Here is a 16946-nt window from a genome sequence, read left to right as displayed (position 1 = left end):
TAAAGGTTCAGTCCAGTTCGCGGAGCTTGCTGAAGGCCTCGTCGATGCGTTCGACCGCGACGATGGTCATGCCTTCGATCTTCTGCTTCGGCACGTTCGATTTCGGGATCACGGCAATCGAGAAGCCCAGCTTGGCGGCTTCGCGCAGGCGTTCCTGGCCGCGCGGGGCCGGACGGATTTCGCCCGCCAGGCCGACTTCGCCGAACACCACCAGGCCGCGCGGCAGCGGTTTGTTACGCATCGATGAATTAATGGCAAGCAGCACCGCGAGGTCGGCCGCCGGTTCGGCGATCTTCACGCCGCCGACCGCGTTGATGAACACGTCCTGGTCGAAGGCGGCGATGCCGGCATGCCGGTGCAGCACCGCCAGCAGCATCGCCAGGCGGTTCTGTTCGAGGCCAACCGACAGCCGGCGCGCATTCGGCAGGTGGCTGGCGTCCACCAGGGCCTGGATCTCGACCAGCAGCGGCCGCGTGCCTTCCTGGGTCACCATCACGCAGGATCCCGGCACCTGGCTGTCGTGCTGGGACAGGAACAGCGCCGAGGGATTCGACACGCCCTTCAGGCCCTTTTCCGTCATCGCGAACACGCCCAGCTCGTTGACGGCGCCGAAGCGGTTCTTGATCGCCCGCACCAGGCGGAAGCTGCTTTGCGTGTCGCCCTCGAAGTACAGCACGGTGTCGACGATGTGCTCGAGCACGCGCGGGCCGGCCAGCGCGCCCTCTTTCGTGACGTGGCCGACCAGGATGATGGTGATGCCGGTCTGCTTGGCCACCCGGGTCAGCTGGGCCGCGCATTCGCGCACCTGGGAGACCGAACCCGGCGCCGAGGTCAGCGCGTCCGAGTACAAGGTCTGGATCGAGTCGATCACGGCCACTTCCGGCTTGACGTCGGCCAGGGTGCCGAGGATCTTCTCGAGCTGGATCTCGGCCTGCAGCTTCAGGTCCTTGGCCTCGACCTGCAGGCGCTTGGCGCGCAGGGCGATCTGGGCGCCGGATTCCTCGCCCGATACATACAGGGTGTTGCGGCTCGCGGCCAGGTTGGACAAGGCCTGCAGCAGCAGGGTCGACTTGCCGATGCCGGGATCGCCGCCGATCAGCACCACGCCGCCGGCCACCAGGCCGCCGCCCAGCACGCGGTCGAATTCCTCGATGCCGGTGCCGAAGCGCGGCACGTCGATCGCCTCGATGTCCTTGAGCGACAGCACCGGCGCGGTCTGCGCCAGGCTCTTGTGCATCTGGGGCGTCTGCGACATCCGGTTCAGGCCGGCGGTCTCGACCTGCTCGGTCATGGTATTCCAGGCCTTGCAGTCCGTGCACTGGCCGGTCCAGCGGCTCGCCACGGAGCCGCAATCGCTGCAGACGAAACTGGTACGGGATTTTGCCATTGCTTGTTCTATATATGGTTAATCGGTGCCGAGGCGGCCTTCGGCCACGCGTACGCGCGGCGCCAGGGCGCACATCAATTCATAGCCGATCGTCCCGGCGCTGGCCGCGACTTCGTCGATGGGCAGGCCGTCGCCCCACAGGACGACCCTGCTGCCGACCCGCGCGTTGGCGACCGGGGTCAGGTCGACCGTCATCATGTCCATCGACACCCGGCCCACGAGACGGGTGCGGACGCCGCCCACCAGCACCGGGGTGCCGTGCTCGGCGTGGCGCGGATAGCCGTCCGCGTAGCCGCAGGCGACCACCCCGATCGTCATCGGCGCTTCCGCCACGAAGCGGCTGCCGTAGCCGACCGTGTCGCCGGCCTCGATCCGCTGGATCGCGATCAGCTCCGATTTCAGGGTCATGGTCGGCAGCAGGCCGTAGTCGCGCGCCGAAGCGCCGCCCGGGGTGCCGCCGTACAGCATCACGCCGGGACGGACCCAGTCGTTGTGCAATTCCTTGGCCAGTTCCGCCTGGTGCAGCACGCCGCCGGAATTCGACAGGCTGCGCTGCCCTTCCAGGCCGGCCGCCCCTTCGCGGAAGCGGCGCACCTGCTCGGTCATCGACAGGCGCGGGTGTTCCAGCTCGTCGGCGTTGGCGAAATGGGTCATCAGGGTAATGTTGCGGATGCCGGGAATCGCCCGCAGGCGTTTATAGGCGGCCGCGTACTCGTCCGGGCGGAAGCCGAGCCGGTTCATCCCCGTGTTCATCTTGAGGTGGACGTCGATTGGGCGGTAGAGCTGGGTATATTCCAGCATCTGGATCTGTTCCAGGCAGTGCACCGCGCTATTGATATTGTGCTCGGCCAGCAGCGGCACGTCGGAGGCGTCAAAAATCCCCTCCAGCAGCAGGATCGGCTTGACCCAGCCCATTTCGCGCAGGCGCAGGGCATTCTCGGTCTCGATCAGGGCCAGGCCGTCGGCCTGGGCGAAACCGCGCATGCCGCGCTCCAGGCCGTGACCGTAGGCATTTGCCTTGACCACCGCCCAGACCCTGGCGGTCGGTGCGCAGGCGCGGGCGCGGGCCAGGTTGTGCTGCATGGAATCGAGATGAATGAGGGCGTGAATCGGACGTGGCATAGGGCGGAAATGGGGTCGAAACCGGCGAACGGAAGGGCTATTTTAGCGCCAACCGGCACCCCTGCTGTTGAAATGGCCTGTTGTCGATTTCTTTGGCCCGGCGGTCTTTCATGGTATAAAGCAACCCACACTAGTTTTTAGAACGTCTCGAATGAATCGTGGTTTTTATACCATCATGGCGGCGCAGTTTTTTTCGTCGCTCGCAGATAGTGCGCTGTTGTTCGTCGCCATCGATCTGCTTGCAGCGATGCACGCACCGCCGTCGCTGATTCCGCTGCTCAAACTCTCATTCGTGCTGTTCTACGTCCTGCTGGCTCCTTTCGTCGGTGCATTTGCCGATTCGATGCTCAAGGGCCGGGTGATGTTCATCGCCAATCTCATCAAGATTTTCGGCTGTGCCCTCGTGTTCACCGGCATTCATCCGCTGCTCGCTTATGCCGTGGTCGGCTTCGGCGCGGCCGTGTACTCGCCTGCCAAATACGGCATCCTGACCGAACTGCTGCCGCCGGAAAGACTCGTCGTCGCGAACGGCTGGATCGAAGGCTTGACGGTGCTGTCGATCATCCTCGGCACCGCGTTCGGCGGCGCCCTCGTCAGCCCGATGGGCGGCGCCTGGCTCGTGGGCCTGCACCTGCCGGTCGTCCAGAGCATCGTCACGACGCCGAGCCAGGCCTCGCTGGCCGTGCTGATCGGCGTGTACATCCTGGCGGCCATTTTCAACCTCGGCGTTCCGGACACCGGCGCGCGCTACGATCACCAGGAGCGCAACCCGACCAGGCTGATTGCGGACTTCGCCAACTGCTCGGCCACGCTGTGGAAGGACAAGCTGGGCCAGATCTCGCTGGCGGTGACCACGCTGTTCTGGGGCGCCGGCGCGACGCTGCAGCTGATCGTCATCAAGTGGGCCGAACGCTCGCTGAAAATGCCGCTGGATAAGTCGACCTTCCTGATCGGCACCTTCGCACTGGGCGTCGCCGCCGGTGCCGCGGCCGCGGCCAAGATCATCCCGCTGAAGAAATCGCTGACCGTGATTCCGCTGGGCGTCGTCATGGGCCTGGTCGTCACCAGCATGACCCTGGTGCATTCGGTGACGGTCGCCGTGCCCCTGCTGATGATCATCGGCCTGCTGTCCGGCTTCTTCGTGGTGCCGATGAACGCCCTGCTGCAGCACCGCGGCCACGTGCTGATGAGCGCCGGCCACTCGATCGCGGTACAGAACTTCAACGAGAACCTGTCGATCCTGACCATGCTGGCGGTGTACGCGATCATGCTGACGCTGAACCTGGACCTGAACATCATCATCGTCCTGTTCGGCTGCATGCTCGCCGGCCTGATGTACATCATCGGCCGCCGCCACGCCGCCAACCAGCGCGAGCATGACTCGCTGGCGCTGATCGGCGAGCACAAGCACTAAAAATTCGGGGTCAGAGCACTTTTCCGCTTTAATTCGGGGTCAGAGCACTTTTTTGGACAATTGCTCCAAAGAGTGACGCTGCCCCGCCATATGAAATATTCTTTCAATTTTTTTTTAAAAATGAAAGAATATTTCATCCTCACCCCACACCCCTTGCGTGCGCGTTCCGCGCAGCCATGTTCCCAAAAATCGCTCTGACCCCGAATTTACAAAAATCGCTCTGACCCCGAATTTAGGGACGGGTGATGGCGCGTTCGCGCCAGTCGTCGGGGACGATGAAGCCGCGCCCGGTTTCGATGATGGCGCCCTGGCCATTGGTGCGGTCGTCGCGGACCAGCGCCACCAGCACCGGCGTGCCCGAGCTGGCGAAGTGGTCGGCGAGTTCGGCGACCAGCTGGGCGCGGTCCAGCATCCAGGTGGCGGACGAGGCGCGGAACGGCGGCAGCCATTGCAGGCGCGGCAGGATCAGGAAGCGGTCGGCGTCCATCCGCTCGAGCTCGGACAGCGCGCACCAGAAGCCGCGGCAGTGGCCGGCGCTGATGCCGTCCATGGCGAAATAGGTCCCGGCCGGATAGAACAGCCAGCCTTTCACCAGCGCCTTGGCGCTGGTCACAGGGCGCGGCAGCACTTCCTGGGCGGCCGGATGGCTTCCAAGCTGCAGCTGGCGATCGAAGACCTTGCGCATCTTGCGGCCCAGGCTGTCGGCCAGGTTGGGGCCGACGAAGTCGTCGAAGCTGGCCGCGAGGCCCTCGTGCGTCTCGCCCTGCAGCAGATAGAACTTGGTGGCGAACTCGATGTGCTCGACGCCATCCGGGCCGGCATCGAGCAGGAAGTCGAATTCGCCGATGGTGGCGTCGCGCCCGGCGCGCACCTGCACGCCATGGGCCACCAGCCTGCCCTGCTGCGCGAAATAGAAGGCCATCAGCTTTTCGGCGTACAGGCCGAGCCGGGTGGTCATCTTGGCGCCGAGCGCTTCGTCGAGCGCGGACGGATCCTGGTCCAGGGCGGCCAGCCAGCGCTCGGTGTCCAGCGTCATCGGGCCCAGGGTGGCGATCCGGCCTCCCCAGTGCGGGTCGTGGATGTCGAGCAGGTCGGGCGCGTCCAGCAGCCAGGCCAGGGCCCTTACCCTGGCGCGCCGCAGATGGCCCCAGCGGCGCTCGAAATACGCCTGGTAGTTGTCAGCCGCGCCGCGCACGGGTTGCCCTTGCCGTGCACAGGTCGGCCCAGGCCAGCGCCTTGTCGCCGCCGCGCCGCAGCAGCTCGCCCGGATGCAGGGTCGCGACCAGGGTCGCCTCGCCATCCCGCAGCGGGTAGGGCTTGCCGCGCACGCCGGCCAGCGGCTCCGCCAGCGGACGCCCGAGCAGGGTATTGGCGGCGATCTGGCCCAGGGTCAGCACAGTGCCGGCGCCGCTCAAGGCCAACTCGCGTTCCAGGTAGGGACGGCAGGCCGCCGCCTCCTCGGACGTCGGCGCGCGATCGCCGCCGGCGGAGGTGGTCGGGCGGCACTTGATCAGGTTGGTGATGTAGACATCGCGCTCGCGCGTCAGCTCGACCGCGGCCAGCATATTGTCGAGCAGCTTGCCCGGATCGCCGGCCAGCGGCAGGCGGGCCTTTTCGTCGGCCGCCGTGGTCGCCCCGGCCGCCACCAGCCAGCGCGCCTTCTTCGATCCCGTGCCCGGCACCGGCGCACGGCCGTCGCGGCAGGCGCTGCAGCGGCGGCAGGCGGCGATCGCCAGCTGCAGCTGGTCCCAGTCCATCTGCGCGATTTCTTCGGGTGTGGCGTCAAGCGGCAGCGCGGCATCGTCCCAGGCCAGGTCTTCGGGCGCGACCGGCGCCAGCGCCGACACCGACTGCGCGACCGGCTGCAGCGGACGCGGGCCCCGCTCCGCCGGCCGCGCCGACGGTGCAGGCGCTGGCGCCGCCACTGGCGCAGGAGCAGGAGCAGGCGCGGCAAACGCATCCTCGGCCGCATCCGGCGGCGCAGGCGGCGCAGGCGGCGCAACCGCCACCACCGGCACAGCTTCCGCCACCACCGCCTCCGCGGCCGGCTCCAAGGCAGCCGCCTCCTCAACCGGCGCCGCCGGCGCATCCCGCAGATGCCACAGCGGCGTGATTCCCATCTCCGCCAGGAAGACGGCGTCGCGCTCGGCGAATCCGTTCATAGTACATACCTCATCACGATCGCATCCTCGCGGCGTCCCTCATGGGCGGGATAATACCCCTTGCGGCGCCCGATCTGCGTGTAGCCGTAGCGTTCGTAGACCTGCAGCGCGCGTTCGTTCGACGGCCTCACCTCGAGCAGGATCGAGGCCATGCCCATCTCCCGCGAACGCGCCGCGATCCGGTCCAGCAGATGGCGGCCCAGGCCGGTGCCATGGCGCGCGCCGCACACGGCGACGTCCAGCAGGTGGGCTTCGTCCACCGCATACATCAGCAGGAAGTAGCCGGCCAGCGGACCGTCGTCCGGTTCGTGCAGCACCCAGGCATCGTAGCCGCTGGCCAGCGAATCGGCGAAGTTGGCGCGGCTCCAGGGATGCGGGAACACGCTCTGTTCGAGGGCGAGGACCTCGTCGATGTCCGCCGCCGTCATCGGCCGCAATGCCAGGGTCTGCTGCGCGCGAAGATCCATCAGCCGCCCGCCTTGGCCGCGTTGATCGCCTGGCGCTCGGCGCTGGTATAGGCGACCTTGTTGCGCAGGTAGAGGGGCTGGGCCTGGTCGGCCGGCACCGCCAGGCCGGCGGCCAGCGCGCCCACGCCCAGCACGGCCATCTCGCGCGCATGCGGCAGCATGTCGCCGATGGCGTTCGCGGCGAAGTCCTTACCGGCGAAAGCGTCCGGATAGGCCGCGAAGCCGTTGCCGCAGGCGGCCAGGCCGGCGGCCGGCAGCGGCGCGACGTCCTGGGGCGCGCACAGGGCCGGCGCCGACACTTCGCTCCAGCCGCCATCCCGATAACGGTACTGGGCCCAGTAGACTTCGCCCATGCGCGCATCCAGCACCGCCAGCACCTCGGTGGCGCCGGTGCGGGCGCGGCAGGCTTCGGCCATCGCTTCCAGGGTCACCAGCGGCAGCACCGGCAGGCCGGCGCCGAAAGCCAGGCCCTGGGCGACGCCGCAGGCGGTACGCACGCCGGTGAAGGAGCCGGGGCCGGCGCCGAAAGCGACGGCGTCGCAGTCCGCCAGCGCCACGCCGGCTTCGCGCAGCAGTTCCTGCACCATCGGCAGCACGGATTGCGAGTGGGTGCGGACCCCGGAGGATTCGCGGGCGAGGACGGTGTGCGGCAGCGCGTCGCTATTGAACAGCGCGCAGGAAGCCAGTTCGGACGAGGTTTCGATGGCAAGGATGATAGGCATGCCGTATTTTAACCCGTGGCGCCTGTCGGCCAAAAGCCGTAAAATCCGGCCCATGCATAGCCTGACTCTCGAGCCCGACAATCGCGACCAGCTCGCCGCCGCCCTCGACGGCGAAGGCTGGGTCGTCGCCTGCCTGTGCGCCGCCTGGTGCGGCACCTGCTCGTCCTACCGCGCCGCCTTCGATGGCCTGGCCGCGCGCCACCCGGACAAGACCTTCGTCTGGATCGACATCGAAGACCAGGCCGACGTGGTCGGCGACCTCGACGTCGAGAACTTCCCTACCCTGTTGCTGCAACGCCGCGGCATGGTCGCCTTCTTCGGCACCATGCTGCCGGATGCGAACGTGGCCGACCGCCTGGTGCAGTCCCAGGCCGAACTGCCCGACGAGGAGCTGGCGCGCCTGGCAAGCTCGAGCGAGGAGCGGCGCGTGTGGCAGCGGGATGCCAATTTGCGCGTCTTATTGAACAACGCTGAATAAATCACATCGTGGGCTCGGGGAGCCCACCCTACGGTCGTCGCACATGCAGGGTGGGCTCCCCGTGCCCACGTTCGTCCGCCGATCCGTCACGCCAAACGCAAGGGCAGACTCCGCAAACGCTGCCCCGTCAATTTGAACACCGCAGCCGCCACCGCCGGCGCCACCGGCGGCGTGGCCGGCTCGCCCATCCCCTCGGGCGGCTCCGCGCTCGGCACGATCACGGTCTCGACCAGCGGCGCATCCATCATCCTCAGCACCGGATAATCGCCGAAATTGCCCTGCTGGACGCGGCCGTCCTTCAGCGTGATCTCGCCGCCGAGCGCCGCCGACAGGCCGAACACCACCGCCGACTCGACCTGCTGGGCCAGGATGTTCGGATTCACCACGATGCCGCAATCGACCGCGCACACCACGCGGTGCACGCGGATCCGCTTGTCCAGCACCGACACCTCGGCCACCTGGGCCACGATGCTGCCGAAGGACTGGTGCACCGCCACGCCGTGCGCGCGCCCTTCCGGCGCGGTGCCGGCCTTCGCCAGCGCCGCCTCCAGCACCGCCAGGTGGCGCGGATGCCCGCGCAGCAGTTCCCGCCGCAGCTGCACGGGATCCTTGCCGGCCGCATGCGCGACTTCGTCCAGGAAGCCCTCCTTGAAGAAGGCATTGTGGGAGTGGCCGACCGAGCGCCAGTAGCCGATCGGCACCGCGCTGTCGGCGATCACGTGGGCGATGCGGCGGTTCGGGATCGCGTACTGCATGTCGTACTCACCCTCGGCCGTGGTCTTGTCCGGGCCGATGCCCGGCAAACCCAGGTTGCGCGGGAAGTACTGGTGGCCGATCGCGCCGCTGACCGACTTGTTATCCCAGGCCAGCACCTTGCCCTCCGCATCCAGCCTGGCCGAGAAGCGCGCCAGCGCCTGCGGCCGGTAGACGTCGTGGGTGATGTCGTCCTCGCGGGTCCAGATCAGCTGCACCGGCTGGCCTTTCGTTACTTTGGCGATCGCCGCCGCCTGCGCCACCATGTCGGTTTCCAGGCGCCGCCCGAAGCCGCCGCCCAGCAGCATCAGGTCGAGCGAGACGTCGGCGCGGTCGACGCCGGCCACCCTGGCCGCGACCTCGACCGCCACGCTCGGCACCTGGGTCGAGCTCCACAGTTTGAGCTTGCCGTCCTTGAGCTGGGCCGTGCAGTTGATCGGCTCCATGGTGGCGTGGGCCAGGAAGGGCGCACGGTATTCGGCCTCGATCGTCTTCGCCGATCCCTGCACCTCCTGGCTGCCGCTCTCGAAATAGGTGAAGCCGGCTTCGCTGTCGAGCAGCTTCGCGAAATCCGCGAAGATCGCCTCGCTGGACAGGCCCGCGTGCGGGCTGGCGCTCCATTCCACCGGCAGGCTTGCCGCAGCCTGCCTGGCCTGCCACCAGGTCTTCGCCACCACCGCCACGCCGGCGCCGGCGCCGGAGAACGCCGGCAGCGCGGACGAGACGTCGACCACGCTCACCACGCCCGGCATCGCCATCGCCTTGGCGGCATCGAAGGAAGCGACGCCGGCGCCGACCACCGGCGCCATGCGCACGGCCGCGTACAGCATGCCGGGCACGCGGGCGTCGATGCCGAACAGCGCGCTTCCGTTCACCTTGGCCGGGCTGTCGCGGCGCGGCACGGGCTGGCCGATCAGGCGGAACTCCGCAGGGGTCCTCAGGCGCACGTCGCCCGCTTCGATGCCGGCGCCGACCACCGCTGCGCGCGCCGCCAGTTCGCCGTAGCCTAGGCGCCGGCCGTCCGGGTGCAGGACGTAGCCGTCGCGGGTCGACAGGCGCGCCGCATCGAGCTTCCATTGCTCGGCCGCCGCCCGCAGCAGCATCGCGCGCGCCACGGCACCGGCCTCGCGCATCGGCATCCAGGCATCCTTCACGCTGGTCGAGCCGCCGGTGAACATCAGGCCCAGCTCGCGGCCGACCTTCCCCATCACCCACTGCACGCCCTGCCTGATGCTGCCGCGGTCGTCGGGGTGGAAAGGCAGGTTCTCGCGCAGGACGGTGAGGTTGCCGAAGATCTTGTCGATCGGCGCCTGCGAGATCCGCACCCTGGACAGCGGCGCATCGAGCTCCTCGGCCAGCAGCATCGGCAGCGCGGTGTTCACGCCCTGTCCCATCTCGCTGCGCGGGACGACCACCGAGACGGTGCCGTCGGCCGCGATCGCGACCCAGCCGTTGAGGGCCACCGCGCCCGCCTCCACCGCCAGCGGGCCGGCCGTGCGCAGGCGCTGGCGCGGCGGCGTGAAGCCCCAGCCGACCAGCAGCGCGCCGCCGGCCGCCAGTCCGCCCAGCAGGAAACGGCGCCTGCCGCGCGCAGGCCCGCCTGTTTCAGTCCGGTCCTGCTCCTGCGTATTCGAGTCTCGCATTCGTGTTCTGTCCCCATTGTGCCAGCAGCTGCTCCGGCGGCAAGGGCCGGGCATACAGGTATCCTTGCGCGCGCCGGCAGCCGTGCCGCAGCAGGAAGGCGGCCTGCTCGACGGTTTCGACGCCCTCGGCGATCACCGCCAGGTTCATGCTCTTGCCGAGCTGGATGATGGCGATCGCGATCGCCTCCTCATTTTCCTTGTTAGTGGAATCGGTCGAGATGTCCCGGATGAAGCTGCGGTCGATCTTCAGGGTCTGCACCGGCAGCTGCTTCAGGTAGGCCAGCGACGAGTAGCCGGTGCCGAAATCGTCGATCGCCAGCTCGACGCCGATCGCATGCAGCTCATTAATATACTGCATCGCGTCGCCGGTGTTCATGATCACCGATTCGGTCACCTCCAGCTGCAGGCGCTGCGCAGGCAGGCCGGTCTCGCGCAGGACCCGCTCGACACTGGCGGCCAGGCCGCCGCGGTCGAACTGGCGCGCCGACAGGTTGACCGCGATCTTCGGCACCACCAGGCCGGCCTGGTCCCAGCGCCGCATCTGGCGGCAGGCCTGTTCCAGCACCCAGCCGCCGAGCTGGTTGATGAAGCCGATGTCCTCGGCCAGCGGGATGAAGCGGTCCGGCCCCAGCTGGCCCAGCTCCGGGCTGCTCCAGCGCACCAGGGCCTCGACCCCGATCAGGCGCCCGCTGTCGATCTCGACCTGGGGCTGGTAGGCCAGCCAGATCTCGTTCTTCTCGATCGCGCGGCGCAGCAGGGCTTCCAGGCGCAGGCGCTCGACGCCCTCGCCATCCATCGACGGCGCATAGAAGGCATAGCCGTTGCGGCCGCGCGCCTTGGCCTGGTACATGGCGACGTCGGCGTTGCGGATCAGGACATTCAGGTCGCCGGCATCCTGGGGGAACAGGCTGATGCCGACGCTGCCGGTGACGAACAGCTCGTAATCCGACACCAGCACCGGCTGCTCGAACAGGCGCATCAGCTTTTCCGCCACCATGCGCGCGCCGCGCTCGCCGTCGACATCCTCGAGCAGCACGATGAATTCGTCGCCGCCCAGGCGCGCCAGGGTGTCGCCGTCGCGCAGGCAGCCGGACAGGGTCGCCGCGACCTGCTTGAGCAGCTCGTCGCCGATGTGGTGGCCGAGGGTGTCGTTGACGTTCTTGAAGCGGTCCAGGTCGATGAAGATCACGGCCAGCTGCTCGTCCCCGCGCGCCGCGCGCGCCATCGCGTGCTGCAGGCGGTCGTGGAACAGCAGGCGGTTCGGCAGGCCGGTGAGCGGATCGTGGTGGGCCAGGTGGTCGAGCTTTTCCTGCGATTCCTTCAGCTTGGTGATGTCGCTGAACACGCAGACGTAATGGCTCACCGTATCGCAGTCGTCGCGCACCGCCGACACCGTCAGCCACTCGAGATAGACTTCGCCGTTCTTGCGGGTGCTCCAGATCTCGCCGCGCCAGAAGCCGGTCTCGGCGAGGTCGCGCCACAGGGCATCGTAGAATTCCGGCGCATGGCCCGCGCTGCTGGCCAGGCTGGCGCGGATCAGGCCCGATTCCCTGCCCAGCGCCTCGCTTTCGGTGTAGCCGGTGATCTGGGTATAGGCCGGGTTGACGGCCACGATCCGCCCGTGCATGTCGATCACCATCACACCGTCGGCGATGTGCTCGAGCACGGTGGCGGCCAGGCGCAGCTTTTCCTCGGCCTGGCGGCGCTCGGTGACGTCGGCATAGACCCAGATGCTGTCGCCCTGCGGACGCTCGGGATCGACCGCGCGGCCGCTGACCTGGCACATGAACAGGCTGCCGTCGCGGCGGCGGTACAGGTGCTCGGTGCTGAACTCCTTGCCGCTGGCGAGGACGGTCTCGCTGGCGGCGATGCCGCGCTCGTAGGCCTCGATATCCTGGAACAGCACCGCGATCGATTCGCCGACCAGCTCCCCCTCCTCGTAGCCGAACAGCTCGTCGAAGCGGCGGTTGGTCGAGACGATGCGCAGGTCGCGCTCCTGGACGATGCCGAACACCACGTTGTCGAGCACCGCTTCCTGCTCCGCCAGCAGGGCTTCGATGCGCATCTCGTTGTGTTTGCGCTCGCTGATGTCGGAGATGATGCCGTCGATCCAGAAGGCGGCGTCGCCGTTCTGGCCCACCGGCTGGCCGCTCTCCAGTACCCAGCGCTCGACGCCGTGGGCATCGACGATCCGGTATTCGATCTCGTAGGGCAGCGCGGCCAGCACCGCTTCCTTGGCCAGGCGGCGCCGCATGCGCCGGTCTTCGGGCGCGACGATGTCGGACCAGCGGTCGGTGTTGGCGCTCATGAACAGGCGCGCCGGATAACCGGAGATATCCTTGATGGCGTCGCTGACGAAATCGATGCTGCCGCCCGGACGGGCGCGGAACACGGCGCCCGGCACCTGGGTCACGATGGTGCGGAAGCGCTCCTCGCGGCGGCCGATGTCGGCGAACAGTTCGCGGATCGCGAGCCGCATGGTGTCCATCTGCGCACCCAGGCGTCCCAGCTCGTCGCGCGAGGCCGGCACCAGCGGGGTGTCGAAGTCGCCGCGCGCGAGGCGGTCGGAAAAACCGGTCAGGCTGCGCAGCGGCGCCAGCAGGCGGCGCTTGAGCAGCATGACGATCAGCAGCAGCGAAAGGGCCAGCTGCACCGCCAGCACGCCGGCATAGCGCCACTGCTTGAGGCGCAGCTCGTGCTGGCTGCGGCTGTCGTCCATCTCGACCAGCACATGGCCGATCGGCTGGCCGTGCACGATCACGGTCCGCTCGGTGCGGAACACATGGCCCTCGGCCGCGGCGGCGGCGCGCTGGTCGATGAAATCCTCGTCGGCCTGGGCCCGCACCTGCACGTGCAGCACGGCCGGATCGCGCATTACCGATTCGACCAGCGAACCGGCGGCGTCGGCGTTCATGTTCCACAGCGATTCCTGCATGCCGAGGGCGAGGATGTCGGCATTGCGCTGCAGGGTCTCGTCCAGCAGGGTGCGCGCGGCCTGGCGCTCCTGCACCACGACCAGGAAATAGCTGCCCACCAGGGCCGGCACCACCAGCCCGCCGAGCACCATCAGCAGCAGCGCGCCGTACAGCGAACGCCCATACAGCTGCAGCGGCCGCAGGGGCAGCACGCGCTTGGCGACTCTGGACATGAACCTGGAAGCAAACATGGCAGACAGGACGGCAGCGCCCGGAGGCGCCGGCGGATAAGTGTGGATTTGCTTGTTTAGTGTTGGCAGATTATGCACACAAAGTTGCCACAAGTCAGCAAATTGTCACGGCCGCAAGATGTATGGACGCGAAGCGTGACCGTGCAGCCACGTTTCGGTATTGCTATGATGCGTCACCACACTATATATAGAAGGAGATGAACGATGAGCTTGTCGATGTATTCCGCATCGGTGCCGGTGTTCCGGCAGGTGCTGGGCAGCCTGTCGGCGATCCTGGACAAGGCCGAATCCCATGCCGACCTGAAGAAGATCGAGCCGCAGGCCCTGCTGCAGGCGCGCCTGTTCCCGGACATGTTCCCGCTGCTGCGCCAGGTGCAGGTGGCGGCCGATTTCGCCAAGGGCACGGTGGCACGCCTGGGCGGCGTCGAGGTGCCGCGCTACGAGGACGTCGAAACCGACTTCGCCGGCCTGCGCGAGCGCATCGAGAAGACCCTGGCCTTCATCGACAGCGTGCCGCGCGAAGCAATCGATGCCGGCGAAGGCCGCGAGATCACGGTGGGCACGGGCACCAACCAGCGCCAGTTCAGCAGCGGCCAGCCCTACCTGGTGCACTACGCCCTGCCGAACTTCTACTTCCACGCGACGACCGCGTACGACATCCTGCGCCATAACGGGCTGGAGATCGGGAAGCGGGATTTTATTGGGAGCTTTTGAAGCCGAGTTGGCTTTAGCCCGTCGTCCCCGCGCAGGCGGGGACCCAAGTTCTGTTTGAGCAGGGACGCAAGAAACCTTGGGTCCCCGCCTTCGCGGGGACGACGTTTACGAGTGCGTGCTTTGTACTATATTGCTCAGGTATTCCTGCGCGGATAACCCTGCGACAGGATCCGCTGCCACACGATTTCCTTCTGCTCCGCCGTCATCGACACCCAGTGCGCCACCTCGACCACGGTACGGCCGCAACCGCGGCAGATTTCGTCGAAAGTGGTCGAGCAGACCGCCACGCACGGTGTGTCCGGACGTTCCGGCAGTGCGGCGCCCATCGGATCAGCGGGCCGGGCCGACATCGAGCTTGTCCCAGCCCTCATGGCCCAGCGCTTCCATGGTCTCGATATTCTTCTCGAAGATCGCTTCGGCCTCCGGGAAGGCTTCCACCGCGCGGTCGATGCTTTCCTCGCGCAGCAGCTGCAGGATCGGGTAAGGCGCGCGGTTGGTGTAGTTCGAGATGTCGTTCTGGTCGGTGTCCGCGAACTGGTAGTCCGGGTGGAAGCTCGCGACCTGCAGCTCGCCATCCAGGTGCATGTCCTCGACCGCGGCATCGGCCACGTCCAGGAATTCGTTGAAGTCCAGGAAGTCGTCCAGCACGAAGGGGTGGATCAGCAGGGTCGTGTCGATCTTTTCCGGATCGGTATCGGACAGTTCCTGCAGCTCGTTCATCAGGGTTTCGAGCAGCTCTTCGGGCGTGCGCGCCGGCGACACCACGTAGCGCACCTGCTCCTTCACGTACACCGCCTTGGCGAAGGGACACAGGTTCAGGCCGATGACGGCGCGTTCCAGCCAGCGGCGGGTGGCGGCGATGATCTCGTCATCGTCCGCGTTGAGGTTGGCAGTACTCATGATCTTTCTCAAATTGCAAAAAGCGCGGCGCGCAGAGACCGCATTGTACGCGCACTTTGCGTGCCCTCATAGATGGACTGGCAAGCCGGGGTACCTTGGCAGGCACGGCAAACGGCTCTGGTATTAGCCTCCGGCACCGATTTTTTCCTTGTTCATATGATCATAGAAACTCTCGACAGGAAAATTATTTGCCTGGATATTTCCAGGATACACCCCGGGGTATTACTTTATTGCCGGAAAATTTCCTGCGAAAACACTTCCAAATAGGCACATACTCCCAAGCAAATTGCAAGAATACAAGTACTTGTTATCAAATTTAATAGCCAAAAAATTTTGTAACCGAGAAGACTTAATTCTTGACTGCCGCGCGGACTGGTCCGTACACTCCCCGTTTACTCGTCAGTCCTAACCGTTCCTGGACGCAACACTGGAAAGCTATGTACGAAACGACTCGCACCACCCAAGCCCTGGCCTTCGCGATCCTGCTGGCTCCCGCGATCAGCCAAGCCGCCGACAGTGCCCCGAGCACGATCACGCAAAGCCCCTCCGGCATCAGCAGCGCCGCGATTGCCAGGACGGCCCTGCCCGCCTCCCTGACGGCCGTCAAGGCCGACGACTATAAAGACCCCGACCTCTGGGCGCGCATCCGCAGCGGCTACGCGATTCCGGACGTCGACAACGCCCTGGTCGCCAAGCACGTCCAGTGGTACGCCAGCCGCCCGGACTACCTGGCACGCACCTCGGGCCGCGCCTCGCTCTACCTCTACCACGTGGTGCAGGAGCTGGAAAAGCGCGGCATGCCGACCGAACTGGCGCTGCTGCCGGTGATCGAATCCGCCTTCAATCCGCAAGCCCTGTCGACCGCCGACGCGTCCGGCCTGTGGCAGTTCGTGCCGGGCACGGGCAAGGATTTCAACCTCAAGCAGAACATGTTCAAGGACGAGCGCCGCGGCGTGCTGGCCTCGACCGACGCCGCCCTCACCTACCTGCAGCGCCTGTACACCATGTTCGGCGACTGGCAACTGGCCCTGGCTGCGTATAACTGGGGCGAAGGCAATGTTCAGAAGGCGATCCAGAAGAACCGCGCGGCCGGCAAGCCGACCGACTTCGAGAGCCTGGCCGAGCTGATGCCGGCCGAGACCCGCAACTACGTGCCGAAACTGCAGGCGGTCAAGAACATCATCGCGAATCCGGGCCAGTACGGCGTGAGCCTGCCGGTGATCGACAACCAGCCCTATTTCACCACCGTCGACAAGACCTCGGACATCGACCTGGCCGTGGCCGCCCAGCTGGCCGAGATGTCGATCGACGAGTTCAAGGCCCTGAATCCGCAGTTCAAGAAACCGGTCATCACCGGCGAATCGACCAAGATCCTGCTGCCGAAGGAAAACGCCGAGAAGTTCCACCTGAACCTGGCCCAGTGGGGCCACGCGCTGTCGTCCTGGACTACCCACAAGATCACCGGCGCCCGCGAAACGATCGCCTCGCTGGCCTCGAAGTTCGGCACCACGCCGGAAGTCATCCGCCAGGCCAACAACATCCCGCCGCAGATGCGCCTGAAGGCCGGTTCGACCATCCTGGTGCCGAAGACCAGCGCCTCGACCGGGTCGGACATCGCCGAGAACATCATCGACAACGCCCAGATCGCCCTCGAGGCCGACCGCGGCGACAGCAAGCGCAAGGGCCAGAAGCTCAGCGGCGCCCAGCGCATCAAGGCCAGCGCGGCGAATGCCGTGGCCGAGATCAAGGCCCGCGTCTCGCGCGGCAACAAGCCGGCGGTCAACTCGCACGGCCGCAAGCACCGCTAAGCCCCCACGCCGCCTTCCAGCGCACCGCTGCACTGCGGCATGAACCTCTCCGCAAGCCGGCCTGCACGATACGCGCAGGCCGTGCACTCTTTGTGAAAATACGGTATAGTGTCGTTTGTGCGTTGCAAAACGCGTTCGCGTACATTCCGCCGCGGCGATGCACCGGTAATACCGTAGTAAGACAACTAGCAAGCTTCGCAAGCCCAGGTA

The 16946-nt window shown here is 66.8% G+C and carries 14 protein-coding genes; 4 read left to right on the top strand and 10 right to left on the bottom strand.

Going from position 1 to position 16946, the window contains the following annotated elements; genetic code table 11:
• Positions 1-7 precede the first annotated feature (7 nt).
• Both radA and alr read right to left on the bottom strand, forming a co-directional pair.
• Positions 8-1387 (bottom strand): DNA repair protein RadA, encoded by a 1380-nt coding sequence (gene radA, locus AC1DOQ_RS07220; RefSeq protein ID WP_477361662.1) that lies wholly within the window; start codon positions 1385-1387, stop codon positions 8-10.
• Positions 1388-1405: 18 nt separating this feature from the next.
• Positions 1406-2509, bottom strand: a complete 1104-nt coding sequence (alr, locus tag AC1DOQ_RS07215) for an alanine racemase (RefSeq protein ID WP_477361660.1) — start codon at positions 2507-2509, stop codon at positions 1406-1408.
• A 151-nt stretch (positions 2510-2660) separates the two neighbouring features.
• Here alr and lplT point away from each other — a divergent pair, with 151 nt between their 5' ends.
• Positions 2661-3923 carry a lysophospholipid transporter LplT gene (gene lplT, locus AC1DOQ_RS07210; RefSeq protein ID WP_477361658.1) on the top strand — a complete coding sequence of 421 codons (1263 nt, stop codon included), beginning with the start codon at positions 2661-2663 and terminating at the stop codon, positions 3921-3923.
• 232 nt (positions 3924-4155) lie between these two features.
• Here the strand turns inward: lplT and AC1DOQ_RS07205 are convergent, their stop codons facing one another.
• Genes AC1DOQ_RS07205 through tsaB form a run of 4 tightly spaced genes read right to left on the bottom strand, consistent with a single transcriptional unit; the run spans position 4156 to position 7274 of the window.
• Positions 4156-5118 (bottom strand): DUF1853 family protein, encoded by a 963-nt coding sequence (locus AC1DOQ_RS07205; protein WP_477361656.1) that lies wholly within the window; start codon positions 5116-5118, stop codon positions 4156-4158.
• Positions 5102-6085, bottom strand: a complete 984-nt coding sequence (locus AC1DOQ_RS07200; RefSeq protein ID WP_477361654.1) for a uracil-DNA glycosylase — start codon at positions 6083-6085, stop codon at positions 5102-5104. Before AC1DOQ_RS07200 ends, AC1DOQ_RS07205 begins: the two co-directional genes overlap by 17 nt.
• Entirely contained in the window at positions 6082-6552 is a 471-nt protein-coding gene (gene rimI, locus AC1DOQ_RS07195; RefSeq protein WP_477361652.1) for a ribosomal protein S18-alanine N-acetyltransferase, read from the bottom strand. The genes AC1DOQ_RS07200 and rimI overlap by 4 nt, the downstream gene beginning before the upstream one ends.
• The gene (gene tsaB / locus AC1DOQ_RS07190; RefSeq protein ID WP_477361650.1) at positions 6552-7274 is read right to left on the bottom strand and encodes a tRNA (adenosine(37)-N6)-threonylcarbamoyltransferase complex dimerization subunit type 1 TsaB; all 723 of its coding nucleotides are present in this window, start codon (positions 7272-7274) and stop codon (positions 6552-6554) included. The genes rimI and tsaB overlap by 1 nt, the downstream gene beginning before the upstream one ends.
• 52 nt (positions 7275-7326) lie before the next feature.
• Between tsaB and AC1DOQ_RS07185 the strand changes: the two genes are divergently transcribed.
• Positions 7327-7752, top strand: coding sequence for a thioredoxin family protein (locus AC1DOQ_RS07185; RefSeq protein WP_477361647.1), 426 nt, complete (start codon positions 7327-7329; stop codon positions 7750-7752).
• Positions 7753-7838: 86 nt separating this feature from the next.
• On the opposite strand, the gene AC1DOQ_RS07180 is transcribed toward AC1DOQ_RS07185, so the two are convergent.
• A complete protein-coding gene (locus tag AC1DOQ_RS07180) occupies positions 7839-10148 on the bottom strand; it encodes a xanthine dehydrogenase family protein molybdopterin-binding subunit (protein WP_477361645.1) in 2310 nt (769 codons plus the stop codon).
• Positions 10111-13296, bottom strand: a complete 3186-nt coding sequence (locus tag AC1DOQ_RS07175) for a bifunctional diguanylate cyclase/phosphodiesterase (protein WP_477361643.1) — start codon at positions 13294-13296, stop codon at positions 10111-10113. The genes AC1DOQ_RS07180 and AC1DOQ_RS07175 overlap by 38 nt, the downstream gene beginning before the upstream one ends.
• A gap of 222 nt (positions 13297-13518) precedes the next feature.
• Between AC1DOQ_RS07175 and AC1DOQ_RS07170 the strand changes: the two genes are divergently transcribed.
• Positions 13519-14028, top strand: coding sequence for a DUF1993 domain-containing protein (locus AC1DOQ_RS07170; RefSeq protein WP_477361641.1), 510 nt, complete (start codon positions 13519-13521; stop codon positions 14026-14028).
• 134 nt (positions 14029-14162) lie between these two features.
• Here the strand turns inward: AC1DOQ_RS07170 and AC1DOQ_RS07165 are convergent, their stop codons facing one another.
• A complete protein-coding gene (locus tag AC1DOQ_RS07165) occupies positions 14163-14378 on the bottom strand; it encodes a DUF1289 domain-containing protein (RefSeq protein ID WP_477361639.1) in 216 nt (71 codons plus the stop codon).
• On the bottom strand, positions 14359-14928 hold the full coding sequence (locus tag AC1DOQ_RS07160) for a DUF1415 domain-containing protein (RefSeq protein ID WP_477361637.1): 570 nt from the start codon (positions 14926-14928) through the stop codon (positions 14359-14361). Before AC1DOQ_RS07160 ends, AC1DOQ_RS07165 begins: the two co-directional genes overlap by 20 nt.
• A gap of 437 nt (positions 14929-15365) precedes the next feature.
• Between AC1DOQ_RS07160 and AC1DOQ_RS07155 the strand changes: the two genes are divergently transcribed.
• A complete protein-coding gene (locus tag AC1DOQ_RS07155) occupies positions 15366-16736 on the top strand; it encodes a transglycosylase SLT domain-containing protein (RefSeq protein ID WP_477361635.1) in 1371 nt (456 codons plus the stop codon).
• Positions 16737-16946 lie beyond the last annotated feature (210 nt).

The sequence above is a fragment of the Massilia sp. 01N417 genome (genome assembly GCF_056399645.1).
This window is presented reverse-complemented; position numbering and strand designations above follow the sequence as displayed.

Bases quoted from the DNA above. Each gene is read 5' to 3' on its own strand.
- radA (WP_477361662.1), bottom strand. From the start codon at position 1,387: ATGGCAAAATCCCGTACCAGTTTCGTCTGCAGCGATTGCGGCTCCGTG.
- alr (WP_477361660.1), bottom strand. From the start codon at position 2,509: ATGCCACGTCCGATTCACGCCCTCATTCATCTCGATTCCATGCAGCAC.
- lplT (WP_477361658.1), top strand. From the start codon at position 2,661: ATGAATCGTGGTTTTTATACCATCATGGCGGCGCAGTTTTTTTCGTCG.
- AC1DOQ_RS07200 (WP_477361654.1), bottom strand. From the start codon at position 6,085: ATGAACGGATTCGCCGAGCGCGACGCCGTCTTCCTGGCGGAGATGGGA.
- rimI (WP_477361652.1), bottom strand. From the start codon at position 6,552: ATGGATCTTCGCGCGCAGCAGACCCTGGCATTGCGGCCGATGACGGCG.
- tsaB (WP_477361650.1), bottom strand. From the start codon at position 7,274: ATGCCTATCATCCTTGCCATCGAAACCTCGTCCGAACTGGCTTCCTGC.
- AC1DOQ_RS07185 (WP_477361647.1), top strand. From the start codon at position 7,327: ATGCATAGCCTGACTCTCGAGCCCGACAATCGCGACCAGCTCGCCGCC.
- AC1DOQ_RS07180 (WP_477361645.1), bottom strand. From the start codon at position 10,148: ATGCGAGACTCGAATACGCAGGAGCAGGACCGGACTGAAACAGGCGGG.
- AC1DOQ_RS07175 (WP_477361643.1), bottom strand. From the start codon at position 13,296: ATGTCCAGAGTCGCCAAGCGCGTGCTGCCCCTGCGGCCGCTGCAGCTG.
- AC1DOQ_RS07170 (WP_477361641.1), top strand. From the start codon at position 13,519: ATGAGCTTGTCGATGTATTCCGCATCGGTGCCGGTGTTCCGGCAGGTG.
- AC1DOQ_RS07165 (WP_477361639.1), bottom strand. From the start codon at position 14,378: ATGTCGGCCCGGCCCGCTGATCCGATGGGCGCCGCACTGCCGGAACGT.
- AC1DOQ_RS07160 (WP_477361637.1), bottom strand. From the start codon at position 14,928: ATGAGTACTGCCAACCTCAACGCGGACGATGACGAGATCATCGCCGCC.
- AC1DOQ_RS07155 (WP_477361635.1), top strand. From the start codon at position 15,366: ATGTACGAAACGACTCGCACCACCCAAGCCCTGGCCTTCGCGATCCTG.